The following is a 16,682-nucleotide window of genomic DNA, read 5'->3' on the forward strand; positions in this document are numbered from 1 at the left end:
GCTCACGAGAACGGCCCACCGACCCGGCTGGACCGGATCGGTGGGCCGTGCGACCGCGGATGCTCAGGCCGCGCGGGCGAAGCGCAGCGTGATCCCCTCACCGCGCAGCTCGCGGCGCAGCCACCAGATCGAGGCGACCGCGGCCACCGCGACCAGGCTGAACGAGCCTGCCGTGCTGGCCAGCAGGAAGTGCCCGATGGTGGCCTGGGCGAGCGCCCACAGCGTGGTGAAGCCGTTGATCGTGAACACCAGCGCCCACAGCAGCGACACCCGCCGGAAGAACCGCTGCACCCGGGCGTTGCCGATCAGCGACGGCGGCAGGATGCAGAAGTCGTCGGCGAGCTTGGCGATGAGCGTCCGTTCGAACAGCAGCGACCCGAGGAACAGCACGGCCACCAGGAAGTTCTGCAGGCTCGGTTCCAGGAAGTACAGGAACGAGCTGTTCGTGGCGAACCCGACGACGGTCCGCACCACCAGCACCCCGGTGGTCAGCATCAGCACCAGCGGCACCCGCAGCCGGAGCACGAGGCGGACGGCGACGGCGCCGACGCCCCACACGAGTGCGGCGATCAGTCCACCGGTCAGACCGGTGAAGGTGAACAGGACGTAGAACAGCACCAGCGGTGCGACGACCGTTTCGCCCAGGTGCTTGGCGGCGTGCCACAGGTGCGATGGGAGCGCGTCGAGGTGCACGACCTGCGATGGCTGCTTCATGCGTATCGGTGTCCGTCGTCGGGGGCGGGACCACAAGGGTAACCGCATCGTTGCTGATCAACAGTGGTTCGGGTGGTATCCCTCACCCCTTCAGGGCACGAATCGATTCGCGTAGTGAACCCATCGTGGCCAGTACCGCGGTGGGCTCATAACCGCAATGAGCCATGCAGTTGGCGCACCGCGGATCCCGGCCGCGCCCGTAGGACTCCCAGTCGGTCTCGTCGATCAGCTCCCGGTAGCTCTGCGCGTACCCGTCACCCATCAGGTAGCAGGGCCGCTGCCAGCCGTGCAGCGAGAAGGACGGGATCGCCCACGCGGTGCAGCCGAAGTCGACCTTGCCCTCCAGGAAGTCCAGGAACCGCGGCGAGTGGTTGAACCGCCACTTCTTGCGCCTGCCGTCGGCGAAGACCTTCGCGAACAGCTCGCGGGTCTCGGTGACGCCGAGGAAGTGCTCCTGGTCGGGCGCCTTGTCGTAGGCGTAGGCGGGCGAGAGCATCATCTGGTCGACCTGGAGCTCGTCGTTGAGGTAGTCGAGCACCTCGATCACCGACGCGGGCGTGTCGGTGCTGAAGAACGTGCTGTTGGTGGTGACCCGGAAGCCGCGGCGCTGCGCCTCGCGCACGTTCTCCACCGCCTGGTCGAACACGCCCTGCTTGCACACCGAGGCGTCGTGGCGCTCCTGCAGCCCGTCGATGTGCACCGCCCAGGAGAAGTACGGCGACGGCGTGAACTTATCGATCTTGCGGGGCATCAGCAGCGCGTTCGTGCACAGGTAGACGAACTTCTTGCGCCGCACCAGCTCGGCGACCATCACCTCGATCTCGGGGTGCATCAGCGGTTCGCCACCGGCGATGGACACGACCGGGGCGCCGCACTCCTCGACGGCGGCCAGCGCCCGGTCCACCGGCATGCGCTGCTTGAGCACGCTGGCCGGGTGCTGGATCTTGCCGCAGCCGGCGCAGGCCAGGTTGCAGGCGAACAGCGGTTCGAGCTCCAGGGTGAGGGCGAACTTCTCGCGTCGCGCGAGCTTCTGCCGCACGAGGTAGGAGCCGACGCGGACGGCTTGGCGCAGCGGAATTCCCATGTCAGTACCTCCAGCTCGGGTGGGGTCGGGACGGCGGGTCGTCACCGCGGGTGGTCGGTCGTCGCGGGCCGACATCGCCGTGACGAGGCGGCCCACGCGGTCACCGCGGGAGCGAGCCGCCGCAGCCGCAGCAGGGCGCGCAGCCCCCGGTCGGCGGTGCGCGGGTGCAGCAGCGGAGTCCGCGCGGTGTCGACGACGACCCGCACCACGGCGCACAACCGGTCCCCGGCCGAGCGCGCCACCGCGGCCGATTCCATGTCCACCGCCACCACGCCCGTGGTGGCCTGCGCGGCGCGCTCGACGCCGCCGACCAGGTGGTCCGCGCTGGCGACGGGACCGACCAGCACCGGGAACCCGGCGCCGCGGAGGAGCTCGGCCAGCCCGGCCGCCCCGGGCAGCCGCACGCTGCCCGCCTCGTCGCGGTCCTCGTCGACGACCACGACCGCGCCGGGACCGGTATCCCCCACTCCCCCGCCCAGGCCGAGCAGGACCGGCGCGTCCTCGGGACCGAGCGGAACCCCGGCGACGCGGCGCGCGCTGCGCCACGGCCCGAGCCCGGTGCGCAGCACCGGTGAACCGGTCGCGCCGCGCAGCGCGACCGCCTCGCAGCGCAGCGGCGCGCACAGCAGCACCCGGGAACCGGTGGCTGCACCACCGGTCCGCCGTCGCGCCGCCGCGCTCACCGCCGCGCCCCGATCACCGCTCGGCGACCGCGCGCTCGTACCGGCCGAGCGCGGTGAGCGGGAAGATCAGCCGGTACAGGTGGTAGTTGATCGAGAAGTCGCCGGGGAACCCGGTGCCGGTGTAGTGCGGCTCGTCCCAGGTGCCGTCCGCGCGCTGGGTGGCCGCCAGGTGCTCGACCCCGTTGCGCACCGCCTCGGTGGTGTGCCTGCCCAGCGCGAGCAGCGCCATCAGCGCCCACCCGGTCTGCGAGGCGGTGGAGGTGCCCACGCCGATCCAGCGCTCGTCGGTGTAGGAGCGCATGTCCTCGCCCCAGCCGCCGTCGGCGTTCTGGTGCTGCTCCAGCCAGCGCGCCGCGCGCCGCAGCGACGGGTGGTTCGCGGGCACCCCGGCCTCGACCAGCGCGGGCACCACCGCTCCGGTGCCGTAGACGTGGTTGGCGCCCCAGCGGCCGAACCAGGAACCGCCGGACTCCTGGTTCTCCAGCAGCCAGCGGACCCCGGCGCGCACCGCCGGGTCGTCGCGGTGCCCGACCGCGGACAGCGCCTCCACCACGTGGGCGGTGACGTCCGCCGACGGCGGGTCGATGACCTCGCCGAAGTCGCAGAACGGGAGCCGGGTGACGAGCTTGCGGGTGTTGTCCGCGTCGAACGCGCCCCAGCCGCCGTCGCGGGACTGCATGCCGCGCAGCCAGTGCACCCCGCGGTCGATGGCGCGGCGGACCTCGGCCGGCTTCGTGTGCTGGATCCGGTTGAGCGCCAGCAGCGCGACGGCGGTGTCGTCGGTGTCGGGGTACCCGTCGTTCTCGAACTCGAAGGCCCACCCGCCGGGCGCCAGGTTCGGCCTGCGCACCGCCCAGTCACCGGTCACCCGCACCTCCTCGTCGAGCAGGTAGTCCGCTGCGCAGCGCAGCGCCGGGTGGTCGGCGGGCAGCCCGGAGTCGCGCAGCGCCTGCACGGTCAGCACGGTGTCCCACACCGGCGACTGGCACGCCTCCAGCCTGCGCACCGGCCCGTCCGCCGTCTGCTCGTGGACGGTGAACCCGTCGAGCCCGGCGATGCCCTCCCGCAGCACGGGGTGCTCCAGCGGGTAGCCGAGCAGGTGCAGCGCCAGCAGCGAGTACACCCACGGCGGCTGGATGCCGCCCCAGGACCCGTCGGCCTCCTGCCGCGCGACGATCCACTCGGCGGCCCGGCGCATCGCCAGCTCCCGCAGCGACCGCAGCGGACGGCGCTGGTAGCGGTGCAGGACCGCGTCGAGCGCGTGGAACGCCCGGTCCCACGCGCCGGTGGAGCGCTGCGGGACCCGCCCGGTGCGCAGTTCCCCGACGCCCACGCCCAGGTCGCGACTCGGCCGCAGCGTGCACACGACGGTCAGCGGCACCACGGTCTGCCGGGCCCAGCACGCCCAGTCCGCCAGGTTCAGCGGCACCGACTTGCCCAGCAGCACCACTTCCGGCGGCATCGCGGGCAGCTCGTCCCAGGACCACTCGCCGAACAGCGCCAGCCAGATCCGGGTGAACACCCGGGTCTCCTCGATGCCGCCCCGGGCGAGGATCCAGGAACGGGCCGCCGCCATGTGCTCGGCCTCGGGGTCGTCGCCCGCGAGCTTGAGCGCGGTGTAGGCCTCGACGGTGGTGGACAGGTCTCCGGGGCCGCCGAAGTAAGTCGCCCAGGTGCCGTCCTCGCGCTGCTGGGAGCGGATCCAGCGCGCGCCGCGCTCGGTCTCGGCGGGGGTGCGGATGCCGAGGAACTGGCGCATCAGCAGGTCTTCGGCGTCCATGGTGACGTTGGTCTGCAACTCCCCCTTCCACCAGCCGTCGGTGTCCTGCAGGGACAGCAGGTGCTCCTGGGCCGACAGCAGCGCCGCGTGCGCGCGGACACCGCTGCCCAGCGGCAGGTCCGGCAGGGTCTGCTCCTCGGTCCCGGATCGGGTCAGCTGTTCGGTCACCATTGCCTCCGCACGATGAATTCCGCGAGTTCGGTCAGGGCGTCCACCGCGGGGCCGGTCCGGCCGCCGGTGGGCAGCTGCGCGAGCGCGGCGGTCAGCCTGCGTTCGCATTCGTTCTCGGCCCACTCCTTCGAACCGGCCTGGCGCACCAGGTCGGCGGCGAGTTCGGCGCGGTCGCCGACGAGCTGCTCGGGGTCCTGGTAGAGCCGGTGCAGCCGCTCTCCCGCCGCGGTCCCGGAGGTGAGGGCGTGCACGACGGGCGCCGTCTTCTTCCGCGCCCGCACGTCGGAGAGCACCGGTTTCCCGGTGGTCGCCGGATCTCCCCACAGGCCGAGCAGGTCGTCGACGAGCTGGAAGGCCATCCCCAGCTCCTCGCCGAAGGTCCGCAGCCGCGACACGACGGCCGGATCCGCGCCCGCGGCCAGCGCGCCGAGCCCGCAGGCGCACCCGAGCAGCGCCGCGGTCTTGCCCTCGACCATCCGCAGGCACTCGCCGAGCCCCACGTCGTGCCGCCGCTCGAAGTCGAGGTCGGCGGCCTGCCCGACGATGAGCCGCCCGGTCGCCGAGCCGAGCATCCGCACCGCGTCGGCGGCGTGCGGGGCCGGCGGGTCGACGAGCACGCTGGTGCCGAGCGCGAGCAGCGCGTCCCCGGCCAGCAGCGCGGCGGGCCTGCCGAACACCGTCCACGCGGTGGGCCGGTGCCGCCGGGAGGTGTCGTCGTCCATCAGGTCGTCGTGCAGCAGCGAGAAGTTGTGCACCAGTTCCACCGCGGCCGCTTCCCGGAACGGGGCGGGGGCGTCCTCGACGGCGGCGGCAGCGGCGAGCAGCACCAGCGCGGGCCGCAGCGCCTTGCCGGTGCGCCCGTCGGGGCTGCCGTCGGCGTGCACCCAGCCGAAGTGGTACTCGCAGACCAGCCGGGTGTGCTCGTCGAGCTCGCCGACCGCGGCCCGGAGTGCGGGCTCCACCTGCCGTCGCGAGGTGGTCAGCGCGCTGGGGACGGCAATGGTCATCGGGACACCTCCACGCCCGTCTGCCGGGCGTCGCCGGTGGCCGCTCGCACGACGCGCGCGGCCCGTTCTCCGCTGCGCACAGCGCCTTCGAGGGTGTCGGGCCAGCCGGTGGCGGTCCACGCGCCTGCCAGCACCAGCCCGGTGAGCCCGGTGTCCGCCGCGGGACGCATCGCCCGCGTGCCGGGGGCCTGGTCGAAAGTCGCGCGCGGTTCGCGGGTGACGAAGAAGTCGTCGACGCGGGCCTGCCGGGCCGCGGGCAGCAGATCCCGCAGGGCGGGCAGGAACAGCTCGCGCAGCTCGTCGGTGCGCCGGTCGAGCAGGTCCTGCGCGGCGGACAACGAGAGGGCCAGGTACTGGCCGTGCCGCGCGCCCGCGATCGCGGTCCGGTCGAACAGCCACTGCACCGGCGAGTCGAGCACCGCGGCCATCGGCTCGGCCAGCACCGCCCGGTCGTAGTGCACGTGCACGTTGACGATGGGCGCCGCCGAGAGCCCGGACCAGCGCGGTACCGCGGGCAGCGGCAGCCCGGTCAGCAGCGCGGTGGCGTGCTGGTGCGGCACGGCCACGACCACGGAGTCGGCGTTGAGCACGTCCTCACCGCCGCGCCCGCGCACGGGCACGCGCCAGCCGAGCGCGTCCCGGCGCAGCCCGACCGCCTTGGTGCGCAGCAGGACCCGCACCCCGGCGGCGTGCAGCGCCCGGTGCGCCGCGGTGTCGTGCAGCGCGCCGAGCGGGCGGCGCGGGATGCCGATGTCGGCGGAGTCGGTGCCGTCGAGCACGCCGGTGCGGAAGACCTTCACCGCCAGCGCCAGCGAGGAGCGGTCGGGCTGGGCGTTGAGCGCGGCCACCGACAGCAGCCCCCACAGCGCGTCCACGGCTCGCGCCGATTCGCCGCGGGAGCGCAGCCAGTCCCCGAAGCTGTGCTCGTCGAGCTCCGGGTCGGCCGGGTCCAGCGCGCGCAGCGCGAGCGCGGTCCGCGCGGCGCCGAGCCGTTCGGCGGGCGTCAGGGCCCGGTAGCCGAGCAGCGCGGGTGCCAGGTGCAGCGGGGCGGGCGCCTGCCAGCGCCGCAGCACGCTCGGCGGCGCGCCGGGTCGCAGCACCGGGATCCGCAGCTTCGGCTGCACGTGGATCCCGTCGGCGGCGCCGAACCGGCGCAGCAGCGCGCGGTAGGCGGTGTAGCAGCGCAGGATCACGTGCTGCCCGGTGTCGACGTCGAGGTCGCCGCGGCGGAACGATCCCGCGGCGCCGCCGAGCCGGGACCGCGCTTCCAGCAACGTCACCTCGAAGCCCTGGTCGGCGCAGCGCAGCGCCGCGGTGAGCCCGGCGAGGCCGCCGCCGACGACGAGCACGGCGCGGTTCACGGCGCCATCCCCGCCAACGAGCGGGCCGCCACGCCGGCCTTGCGCCAGGCGGGCAGCGAGGTGCGCCGCCGCATCGCCCGCGAGGGCGCGGCGGCGATGGCCTGCAGCACCTCGTGGTAGATCCCGGACATGGACGCGCAGCAGGCCCGGCTGCGGCGGTCGAGCATCGGCAGCAGCCCGAAGCCCTCCCGGTACCACTGCTCGGCGCGGGCGACCTCGAACCGCACGAGCCGGGCGAGCCCGTCGGCGTCGCTCGCGACCGGGCCGGGTTCGCCGGGGACGAGGTGCACGCCGAAGCGCTGCAGATCCTCCGCGGGCAGGTAGACGCGCCCGTTGCCGTGGTCCTCGCGCACGTCGCGCAGGATGTTGGTGAGCTGCAGCGCGACGCCGAGGGAGTCGGCACGGCGTTCGGCCACGGCCCGGTCGGTGGTGCCGAACACCCCGAGCGAGAGCCTGCCGATCGATCCGGCGACGCAGCGGCAGTAGTGCAGCAGGTCCTCGAAGGTCAGGTACTTGGTGCCGCGCACGTCCGCTTCGCAGCCGTCGATGAGCTCGTCGAAGGCGGACATCGGCAGTGCCAGCCGCGATTCGGCGTCGGCCAGCGCCACCAGCACCGGGTCCGCGGACCGCGGGCTCGCGTGGTGCAGCGCGGTGCGGGCTTCGGCCAGCAGCCGCAGCTTCTCGGCGGCGGGCAGCTCGCCGTCGCCGATGTCGTCGACGCGGCGGGCGAACGCGTACACCGCGGACAGCGCCCGCCGCTTCGGCCCCGGCAGCAACCTGATCCCGTAGGAGAAGTTGCGCGCGCGCTCGCGGGTGATCCGCTCGCACTCCCGGTACGCCTCCGGAACCGAAGTGGTCACCAGGTACCTCCTGACAGCAGCAAGCGCACCGATTCGGCGGCGGTGCGGGCGCGGGCGGGGGTCACGTCCCCGCTGATCGGGTCGAACCGGGCGGCGGTGAACGCGTGGACGGTGGCGCGTCCACCCGCCACGTACCCGGCGACGGCGAGCCGGGCGGGCATCGGCAGCTTGCCGACCAGGGGCGCGCCGGATTCGAGCATCCGGTGCGCGCGCACGACCTGGAAGCGCAGCAGCGCCCGCCAATGCGCGGGGACCCGGCCCGATTCCAGTTCCTCGGGCGCGCAGCCGTAGTGGCGCAGGTCCGCTTCGGGCAGGTAGACGCGGCCCGCGCGGTGGTCTTCGAGCACGTCCTGGCAGTGCTCCAGGATCTGCAGCGCGGTGCAGATGCGGTCGGAGAGGGCGACCAGGTCGGGACGGGCGCAGCCGAAGACGTGCAGCACGGATTCGCCGACGGGGTTCGCCGAGAGCGCGCAGTAGTCGACGAGCTCGGTGAAGGTGCGGTAGCGGTGCACGTGCTGGTCCCGCCGGTTCGCGTCGATCAGCCGCACCAGCACCTCCTGCGGCAGGCCGCAGGCGCGGATGGTGGGTGCGAGTGCTTTGAGCAGCGGGAGCCGCGGGGTGCCGCGGTAGGCGTGGCCGAGGTCGGTTTCGAGGTGGTCGAGCAGGACTTCGCGGTTGCCGGGCGCGTCGTCCCCGGCGTAGTCGACGAGCCGGAAGTAGCCGTAGAGCGCCATCAGGTGGGTGCGCGGGCCCCGCGGCAGCACTCGCGCCGCGACGGGGAAGTTCTCGCCGTCGGCCCGCGCGAGCACGGCCGCGCTGTCGGGCAGCTGCGCCGCGAAGTCCGGTACCCGCGCGGTGGTGCGCTCGTGGGCAGGTCGTCCACGAGCCCGTGACATGTCCACAATGGCCCCCTCACCCGCCTGCGACCTGGGTGGTCCGGCAAGACTAGGACCGGCACCGGTCGCCACGCAGGATGGAGGAACACCTTCGTGTGGTGAAGGGAATTCGCGTTACCGGACTCAGTCCACTGTGTACTCAACCGGTGGCGGGCGCAAGAAAGCCGGGAACCGCGCCGCCTCCCCGCCACCTACCGCCCGGCCGCATGCTCGGCTCGGCACGAACGCGATCGGGAACCCGAACAGGACCGGCCGGTGGGCGTGGCCGGCACGTGGGTGACCGCCGACGGGCCACATCCGCCAGGAGCCGCGGGCCGACGGGCGCTACGACGAGGCCCGCACGAACCGGGCGAGCGCCCGCACCGACGGCTGCACCGTCACCGGGAGTCACCTCGACGACGTCGACGACACCGGGTTCACCGCGACCGGTGACATCCGGGACGGCGTAGTCCACCACGAGCACCTGCCGCTCCACCGGGAAGGGTGAACGCGTCCGGGCGCGGTCGGGACCGGGAACTACACCCTTCCGCTGATCGTTGATCCTGGGGACCGCGACCGGTCCGCCGCGCACGCCGACAGGAGGAACAACAGTGGAGTACCGCCAGCTGGGACGATCCGGACTGCGTGTCTCGACGCTGACCTTGGGCACGATGACGTACGGCGGCGAGGGCAACTTCGCCAAGCTCGGCAACGTGGACGTCGACGGCGCCAAGCGGCAGATCGACATGTGCCTCGACGCCGGGGTCAACCTGATCGACACGGCGAACATGTACTCGACCGGCGTCGCCGAGCAGATCGTCGGCAAGGCCATCGCGGGCAAGCGCGACGACGTGCTGATCTCCACGAAGGTCCGGATGGTCATGGGCGACGGCCCGAACGACGCCGGGCTCTCCCGGCACCACATCATCTCGCAGGCGGAGGCCAGCTTGCGCCGGCTCGACACCGACCACGTCGACCTCTACCACGTGCACGAGTGGGACGGGCAGACGCCGCTGGAGGAGACCCTCGAAGCGCTGGACACGCTGGTCCGCTCCGGCAAGGTCCGCTACCTGGGGGTGTCCAACTACGCGGGCTGGCAGCTGCTCAAGGCGCTGGGCCTGGCGGACCGGCTCGGCTACCAGCGGTTCGTGGCGAACCAGATCTACTACTCGCTGGAGAGCCGCGATGCCGAGTACGAGCTGATCCCGGCCTCGATCGACCAGGGCCTGGGCGTGCTGGTGTGGAGCCCGTTGGCCGGCGGGCTGCTCTCCGGCAAGTACCGGCGCGGCCAGCAGGCCGCCGACGGCAGGCACCTGGAGGAGGACTGGAACGAGCCACCGGTGCGCGACGCCGAGAAGCTCTACGACACCATCGAGGAAGTGGTGGACATCGCCTCCTCGCACGGGGTGTCCCCGGCGCAGATCTCGCTGGCCTACCTGCTGCGCAAGCCGGGGGTCACCTCGCTGGTCATCGGCGCCCGCAAGGACGAGCAGCTGCGGGACAACCTCGGGGCGACCGAGGTGCGGCTCAGCGACGACGAGTTCCGGAAGCTCGAAGAGATCAGCAAGCCGTACCTGATCTACCCGCACTGGCACCAGGAGCTGAGCGCCTCCGAGCGGTTCGGCGTTCCGGACCGGGCGCTGCACGGCTGAGCCACCCGGCCCGCCGGTGCCGTCGTCGTCGAACGCAGGCGCGGCGCGGCCGCTGAGGGACGCGGTTCGGTGCGGCCGCCGTCGAGGTGTTCGACGGCGGCCGCCACCGCGTTGCGGGCCCGCCCGGCGTCGGCCGGGGCCGACCGGGGGCCGACCGGGGGCCGACCGGGCGGGCGCGCTGTCGCCGCAGCCGACGACCGGGAGGCGCCGGCACGTCGATCCTGTTGCGCGCCGTCCAGCGCACCGGTCGGCGGCGGGTTCCCGCGCGCCGCGGCAGGCCACCCCGCCGATGGCGGAGCACATCGAGCATGCGGATGGGACCGGGCCGGTTCGAAGGTCACCGGATCTCCGCGGAACACCGCCGCGGCCTCCCGGTCTGGCCGGAAGCGAGCCGGGGCGATGCGGTCACCGGGGATGCGGGACGTGCTCCCAGGAGTCCTCGCGCAGCAGCGCGCCGAGCCGCCGGACCGCCCGGTACTGCAGGGCGCGCACCGCGCCGCCATCGCGCCCCATCCGGCTGGCGGTCTGCTCCACGGTCAGGCCCAGTGCGAACCGCAGCACCAGGCAGCGGTGCTGGTCGTCGCTGAGGTCACCGGCTCGGGACCACAGCCGGTCGGCCATCAACCGGTCCAGCACCAGGTCCTCCAGCGCGTCGGCGCTGCGCCGGTCCGGGTCGAAGTCGGCGGTGACGACCTCGCGGCGGTTGCGCGCGGACTTGAGGTGATCCAGCAGCAGGTGGCGGGCGATGGTGACGAACCACGCGCCCGGATCGTCGCTGCCGCGCCGGACGGTGCGGATGTTGTGCAGCGCTCGCGCGAACGTCTCGTGCACGAGGTCCTCGACGGTGCTGAAGTCGCGGATCCGCGCGCACAGGAAGTTGCTGACCAGCGGGCGGTACCGCTCGTAGAGCCTGCCGAACGCGATCCGGTCACCGCGCTGGGCCCGTTCGACCAGTTCCCACGCCGCGTCCCCGGTCAGCGGTTGCGGGACGCGCACCGCGGCGGTCATGCCGCCCGCCCGGAACGCCGGGGCACCGGGGTCGCGCCGGGTGGTCGCCTGCTGCCTGCGGTGTCGTTCACTGGGCGCCTCCACGATCGACGGTGATCCGGGGAAGGGTCGGCGCACCGGGCGCGGTGGCTCCTCCACGTGCGGGTCGGGAACCCGGGCACGATGCGAATTACGATTAACATAGGTGTCGTCGTCGAAGACCGTCAAGGCCACGACCGCCAGCTCTGCCACCGAGAGCGCCGAAGTGTAAAGTCGGCGCGCGACGGTGCGGCGAGCAACGGAGGTATCACTCATGGCATCTCCGGGCACGCGCGGCACCGGCACCCGCGGCACCTCGCGCCTGCGCACCGGCGACCGGCGGGCGCAGATCTCCGCCATCGCCGCGGAGCTGTTCAGCGAACGCGGCTACCACGGCGTCGGCCTCGGCGAGATCGCCTCCGCCGCCGGGATCACCGGACCGGCGATCTACCGCCACTTCCCCAACAAGCAGGGCATCCTCGCCCACGCGGCCCGCGAGTTCGCCGCGGCGCTCACCGAATGCGCGCGGCGGGCCGACGCCGAACCCGGCAGCGACCGGGACAAGCTGGACGCGGTCGTGCGGGCGGTCGCCGAACTGGTCGTGCACCGCCGCCGCAGCATCCGGCTCTACCAGTGGGAAGCGCGCCACCTCGACGACGAGGACCGCAGGCACGTGGCCCGCTGCCTGGGCGACCTGATCTCGGTGCTCGCGCACCGGCTCGCCGCGGTGCGCCCGGAACTGCCCGCGGCCACCGCACGGCTGCTGGCCTCGGCTTCGCTCAGCGGCATCGCCGGCTGGTCCACGCACCGCGTCGCGCTCGGCGACAAGGTGGCCCAGGCGAGGTTGTGCTCGATCGCGGCGGTGCTGCTGGCCGCCGATCCGCCCGCCGACTCCCCCACCTCGGCCGCACCGGCCGGGAACGGGGTCCCCGACCTGGCCGCGCGGCGGGAGAAGCTGCTGGCCGCGGCCGTGCCGCTGTTCCGGCGGCGCGGCTTCCACGCCGTGAGCATGGAGGAGATCGGCACCGCGGCGGGCATCAACGCTTCCAGCGTGTACCGCCACTTCAGCGGCAAGGCCGACCTGCTGGCCGCGGTGTACTACCGGGCCGCCGACCGGCTCACCTCGGCGTGCGGGCAGGCGGTGGCCGACGCCCCGGACGCCGAGGCCGCGCGGCGCGGGCTGGTCGCGGCCTACGTGGACTTCGCGTTCCGCAACCGGGACCTGCTCGCCGTCTACCTCTCGGAGTACAAGAACCTGCCCACCGGGGACCGGCACGAGCTGCGGCGGGCGCAGCGCGACCACGTGCGGCAGTGGACGCTGGTGGCCGAGCGGGTGCGCCCGGACGCCCAGCACGCGCAGGTGACCGCGCAGGCCGCGTTGAACATGATCAACGACCTGGCGATGGCGAGCGCGCAGCCGGCCACCCCGGAGCAGGCCGCGCACCTCGCGCTGGACGTGCTGCACCGCGTCTGACCGCACCGCGTCCGGCGCAACCGGAGCGCCCGCTCGGGTGAACCGTGAATCGCACGCGCATTGCTCCTCCAGCTGGTTTTTCCCCGTCGCAGCAGGTAGATCGGCACGTCCTTGCCACTAAGTTAATCGGGATTTACAGTTCACCGGAGGTCCGGCCCGCCGCGGCCGACCACTCTCCGAGGGATCACGTCCGGCCATCCCGGAAGGAAACGACCATGCCCCGAGTCCTCAGCGACGAGCGACGCGACTTCGTCCAGGCGATCTCCGAGTTCTGCCGCCGCGAATGCGGCAGCAAGCAGCAGCGCGACGAGCTCACCGACGGCGGGACGCACCTGCACAACCAGGAGCTCTACGCCAAGATGGCCGATCTGGGCTGGCTGGGCGTCCACATCCCCGAGGAGCACGGCGGCGCGGGGCTCGGCATGACCGACCTGTGCCTGTTCCTGGAGGAGACCGCCTACGGCCGCGCACCCATCGGCGGTTTCGCCACCACCATCATCTCCGCCGCCGCCTACGCGAAGTTCGGCACGCCGGAGCAGAAGCGCACCATCCTCGAAGGCGTCGTGCGCGGCCGGGTCGAAGCGATCTCCATGTCCGAGCCGGGCGCCGGATCCGACGTCGGCGCGCTCACCTGCAAGGCCGAGCGGCGCGACGGCGGCTGGGTGGTCAACGGGCAGAAGACGTGGTGCTCCAACGCGCACCTCGCCGACCACGTGCTGCTCATCGCCCGCACCGGATCCGGCGGCACCAAGCACGAGGGACTGACCCAGTTCGTGGTGCCCACCGGCACCCCCGGCCTCCAGATCCAGGGCATCGACACCATGGGCGGGCGCGAGGTCAACGACCTGTACTTCACCGACTGCTTCCTGCCCGACGACGCCGTGGTCGGCACCGTGGACCAGGGCTGGAAGCAGCTGATGGCCGGGCTGAACCTGGAGCGGATGATCCTCGCCGCGCTGATGCTCGGCACCGCGCGCCGCGCGTTCGACGACACCGTGGCCTACGTGAAGGAACGCGAGCAGTTCGGCCGCCCCATCGGCACCTTCCAGGCGCTGCGGCACCGGATCGCCGACATGGCCACGGAACTGGAATGCGCCCGGCTGCTCGTCGACGACGTGGCGCGGCAGATCGACGAGGCACCGGAGCGCACCTTTCCGCGCGAGGCGTCGATGGCGAAGCTCAAGTGCACCGAGCTGGCCAAGCACGTGTCCTTGGAAGGGATGCAGATGCTCGGCGGCTACGGCTACGCCACCGAGTACGGGATGGAGGCGTTGCTGCGCTCCACCGTCGTGTCCACCGTGTACGGCGGCACCAGCGAGATCCAGCGCGACATCATCGGCAAGACCTACGGGCTGTGAGCGACCATGACCGACCCGACACCGCGGCTGCGGTCCACCGATCCCGCTGATGGCGGCCTGGTCGCCGAGTTCGACGTCGACGGCCCCGAGCAGGTCGCCGCCGCCGTCGCCCGCGCCCGCGAGGCCTCGACCTGGTGGGCGGGCCTCGGCTCCGCCGACCGGGAACGCCGCCTGCTGCGCTGGGCCGCGCACCTGACCCGGCACGCCGAGGAGATCACCGCGCTCGTCCGCGCCGAGAACGGCAAGCCCCGCGACGACGTGTTCCTCGAACTCACCCTCACCCTGGAGCACATCCGCTGGGCCGCGCGCCACGCCCGCTCGGTGCTGCGTCCCCGGTCGGTCTCTCCCGGCCCGCTGATGGCCAACCACGCGGCGCGGGTCGAGCAGCGTCCACTGGGCGTGGTCGGCGTGATCGGGCCGTGGAACTACCCGCTGTTCACCCCGAACGGCTCCATCGCCTACGCGCTCGCCGCGGGCAACGCGGTCGTGTTCAAGCCCAGCGAGCACACGCCCGCCGTCGGCCGCTGGTACGTCGAGGCGTTCGCGGCGGCGAACCCGGACGCGCCCGCCGGCGTGCTGAGCGCGGTGCAAGGCGGTGGGGAGACCGGGGCGGCGCTGTGCCGGGCCGGAGTGGACAAGCTCGCGTTCACCGGCTCCACCGCCACCGGTAAGAAGATCATGGCGACCTGCGCGGAGACGCTGACCCCGGTGCTCGTCGAGTGCGGCGGCAAGGACGCGCTGATCGTCGCCGCCGATGCCGACCTGACCGCGGCCGCGGACGCCGCCGCGTGGGGCGCGATGTCCAACAGCGGGCAGACCTGCGTGGGCGTGGAGCGGATCTACGTGGTCCGCGAGGTGCGGGATCGGTTCCTCGCCGAGCTGGAGCACAGGCTGCGCCGGGTGCGGGCCGGGGTGCACTACGGGCCGATGACGGTGCCCGCGCAGGTGGAGATCGTGCGCGGGCACGTCGCGGACGCGCTCGAGCACGGCGCCACGGCCCGGGTCGGCGGCGCGGAGTCGGTGAGCCCGCCGTACGTGGATCCGGTGCTGCTGGTGGACGCCGACGAGGATTCCGCCGCCGTCCGCGAGGAGACCTTCGGCCCGACGGTCACGGTCCGCACCGTGGAGTCGGTCGACGAGGCGGTGCGGCTGGCCAACGCCACCGACTTCGGGCTGGCGGCCACCGTGTTCTCCCGCGGGCGCGGCATGGAGATCGCGCGGCGGATCCGCGCCGGGGCGACCTCGGTGAACGCGGTGCTGGGCTTCGCGGCGGTGGCGGCGCTGCCGTTCGGCGGGGTCGGCGCCTCCGGGTTCGGCCGCATCCACGGCGCGGAGGGCCTGCTGGAGTTCAGCCGATCGCACTCGCTGACCCGGCAGCGGTTCGCGCTCCCGGGCATGGCGCTGATGAGCTTCGAGCGCACGGCCCGGACGATGCGCCTGGTGGAGCGGATCGTCCGCTGGCGCCACGGCCGAGCGCGCTGAGCGGACGGCCCGTTCAGGACGGGCCGTCCACCCGATGGGCTCAGGCGACGACGTAATCGTCCTGGATGGGCTCGCCCGCGAGGAACCGGCGCACCGAGTCCCGCACGCCGGCCGCGTAGCGCTGCTGCGCTTCGAGGCTGGTGCCCGAGACGTGCGGGGTCAGCGCGTGCCCCGGCATGCTGCGCCACGGGTGGTCGGCGGGGGCGGGCTGCGGGTACCAGACGTCGCCCGCGTAGCCGCCGAGGTGCCCGTCCTCCAGCACCCTCACCAGCGCGTCGGTGTCGACGATCTGGCCGCGCGCGATGTTCACCAGCCACGCGCCGGGCCGCATCGAGCGCAACCGCTCCTCGCCGAACATCCCCTTGGTCTCGGACGTCAGCGGGCAGGACAGCACGATCGCGTCCGACTGCGCCACCAGGTCGTCGAGGTGCTTGAACCGGGCGCCGAACACGGCTTCTTCGGTGCTGCTGCGGCGGTGCCGGGTGTTGTACAGCATCCGCACGTCGAACCCCTTGAGCCGCAACGCGATCCGCTGCCCGATCTGGCCCATGCCGATGATGCCGACGGTCTTGTCCTCGATGTCGTGCGACCGGGCGGCGATGTCGGCGATGTCCCAGCGGCCGTCGACCACCTGCTGGTAGGCCGGGATGTAGTTGCGCACCAGGGTCAGCAGCTGCATCACGGCGTGCTCGGCGACGCTGACCACGTTGCTGCCGGTGACCTCGGCGACGGTGATGCCGAGTTCGGCCGCGGTGTCCGAGTCGACGTGGTCGGAGCCGACGCCCGCGGTCAGCACCAGCTTCAGCCGCGGCGCGCGGCGGAGGTCGTCGCCGGAGAGGTAGGTCGGCCAGAACGGGGTCGTGATGAACACGTCGGCGTCGGGCAGGTGCTCGCGCAGCGCCTCGTCCCGATCGCTGAGCACGACGTACTCGTGGCCTTCGGATTCGAGCTGCTTGCGCAGCCCCAGCGCGCCTTCGGTGCTGCCGAGCACTTCCAGCCCGGAGTGGTCGACGTGCTGCTCGGTGGGGCCGGGGTACAGGACGGCAACGATCTTCACGGCCGCCTCCTTCGCGGGGTGGACGTCATCGCGCCCTCCCGGCTACCCGCTGCGCGCGGATCGACACCGGCCGCCTGCGGATTTGATTTCAGTTGACA

Annotated in this window: 14 protein-coding genes and 1 pseudogene; 5 read left to right on the forward strand and 10 right to left on the reverse strand. The window is 73.0% G+C overall.

What is annotated here, in order from left to right; genetic code table 11:
* Nucleotides 1-63: 63 nt before the first annotated feature.
* The 8 genes from LCD31_RS06890 to hpnC all read right to left on the reverse strand — a co-directional run bounded on the left by LCD31_RS06890 (nucleotide 64) and on the right by hpnC (nucleotide 8,556).
* The gene (locus tag LCD31_RS06890; protein ID WP_224956722.1) at nucleotides 64-714 is read right to left on the reverse strand and encodes a VC0807 family protein; all 651 of its coding nucleotides are present in this window, start codon (nucleotides 712-714) and stop codon (nucleotides 64-66) included.
* 82 nt (nucleotides 715-796) lie between these two features.
* Nucleotides 797-1,798 (reverse strand): adenosyl-hopene transferase HpnH, encoded by a 1,002-nt coding sequence (hpnH, locus tag LCD31_RS06895; RefSeq protein WP_224956723.1) that lies wholly within the window; start codon nucleotides 1,796-1,798, stop codon nucleotides 797-799.
* A 41-nt stretch (nucleotides 1,799-1,839) separates the two neighbouring features.
* Nucleotides 1,840-2,481, reverse strand: coding sequence for a hypothetical protein (locus LCD31_RS06900; protein ID WP_224956724.1), 642 nt, complete (start codon nucleotides 2,479-2,481; stop codon nucleotides 1,840-1,842).
* A gap of 13 nt (nucleotides 2,482-2,494) precedes the next feature.
* Nucleotides 2,495-4,432: a squalene--hopene cyclase gene (shc, locus tag LCD31_RS06905; RefSeq protein ID WP_374201644.1), complete on the reverse strand. Its 1,938-nt coding sequence runs from the start codon at nucleotides 4,430-4,432 to the stop codon at nucleotides 2,495-2,497.
* A complete protein-coding gene (locus LCD31_RS06910; protein ID WP_224956726.1) occupies nucleotides 4,426-5,439 on the reverse strand; it encodes a polyprenyl synthetase family protein in 1,014 nt (337 codons plus the stop codon). Before LCD31_RS06910 ends, shc begins: the two co-directional genes overlap by 7 nt.
* A complete protein-coding gene (gene hpnE / locus LCD31_RS06915) occupies nucleotides 5,436-6,800 on the reverse strand; it encodes a hydroxysqualene dehydroxylase HpnE (protein WP_224956727.1) in 1,365 nt (454 codons plus the stop codon). The genes LCD31_RS06910 and hpnE overlap by 4 nt, the downstream gene beginning before the upstream one ends.
* Nucleotides 6,797-7,660: a presqualene diphosphate synthase HpnD gene (gene hpnD / locus LCD31_RS06920; RefSeq protein WP_224956728.1), complete on the reverse strand. Its 864-nt coding sequence runs from the start codon at nucleotides 7,658-7,660 to the stop codon at nucleotides 6,797-6,799. Before hpnD ends, hpnE begins: the two co-directional genes overlap by 4 nt.
* Nucleotides 7,657-8,556 carry a squalene synthase HpnC gene (hpnC, locus tag LCD31_RS06925; protein WP_224956729.1) on the reverse strand — a complete coding sequence of 300 codons (900 nt, stop codon included), beginning with the start codon at nucleotides 8,554-8,556 and terminating at the stop codon, nucleotides 7,657-7,659. Before hpnC ends, hpnD begins: the two co-directional genes overlap by 4 nt.
* A gap of 261 nt (nucleotides 8,557-8,817) precedes the next feature.
* Here hpnC and LCD31_RS06930 point away from each other — a divergent pair.
* Nucleotides 8,818-9,043: pseudogene (locus LCD31_RS06930) on the forward strand (Atu4866 domain-containing protein).
* Between the two features lie 103 nt (nucleotides 9,044-9,146).
* On the forward strand, nucleotides 9,147-10,187 hold the full coding sequence (locus LCD31_RS06935; RefSeq protein WP_224956730.1) for an aldo/keto reductase: 1,041 nt from the start codon (nucleotides 9,147-9,149) through the stop codon (nucleotides 10,185-10,187).
* 405 nt (nucleotides 10,188-10,592) lie between these two features.
* On the opposite strand, the gene LCD31_RS06940 is transcribed toward LCD31_RS06935, so the two are convergent.
* Nucleotides 10,593-11,426, reverse strand: a complete 834-nt coding sequence (locus LCD31_RS06940) for an RNA polymerase sigma factor (protein WP_224956731.1) — start codon at nucleotides 11,424-11,426, stop codon at nucleotides 10,593-10,595.
* A 61-nt stretch (nucleotides 11,427-11,487) separates the two neighbouring features.
* On the opposite strand from LCD31_RS06940, the gene LCD31_RS06945 reads away from it, so the two are divergent.
* The 3 genes from LCD31_RS06945 to LCD31_RS06955 all read left to right on the forward strand — a co-directional run bounded on the left by LCD31_RS06945 (nucleotide 11,488) and on the right by LCD31_RS06955 (nucleotide 15,527).
* On the forward strand, nucleotides 11,488-12,687 hold the full coding sequence (locus LCD31_RS06945; RefSeq protein WP_224956732.1) for a TetR/AcrR family transcriptional regulator: 1,200 nt from the start codon (nucleotides 11,488-11,490) through the stop codon (nucleotides 12,685-12,687).
* A 215-nt stretch (nucleotides 12,688-12,902) separates the two neighbouring features.
* On the forward strand, nucleotides 12,903-14,045 hold the full coding sequence (locus tag LCD31_RS06950) for an acyl-CoA dehydrogenase family protein (protein WP_224956733.1): 1,143 nt from the start codon (nucleotides 12,903-12,905) through the stop codon (nucleotides 14,043-14,045).
* A 6-nt stretch (nucleotides 14,046-14,051) separates the two neighbouring features.
* Entirely contained in the window at nucleotides 14,052-15,527 is a 1,476-nt protein-coding gene (locus LCD31_RS06955) for an aldehyde dehydrogenase family protein (RefSeq protein WP_224956734.1), read from the forward strand.
* Between the two features lie 40 nt (nucleotides 15,528-15,567).
* Here the strand turns inward: LCD31_RS06955 and LCD31_RS06960 are convergent, their stop codons facing one another.
* The gene (locus LCD31_RS06960) at nucleotides 15,568-16,584 is read right to left on the reverse strand and encodes an NAD-dependent formate dehydrogenase (protein ID WP_224956736.1); all 1,017 of its coding nucleotides are present in this window, start codon (nucleotides 16,582-16,584) and stop codon (nucleotides 15,568-15,570) included.
* Between the last annotated feature and the right edge of the window lie 98 nt (nucleotides 16,585-16,682).

The sequence above is a fragment of the Saccharopolyspora sp. 6M genome (assembly GCF_020176775.1).
GTDB classification, from domain to species: domain Bacteria; phylum Actinomycetota; class Actinomycetes; order Mycobacteriales; family Pseudonocardiaceae; genus Saccharopolyspora_C; species Saccharopolyspora_C gregorii.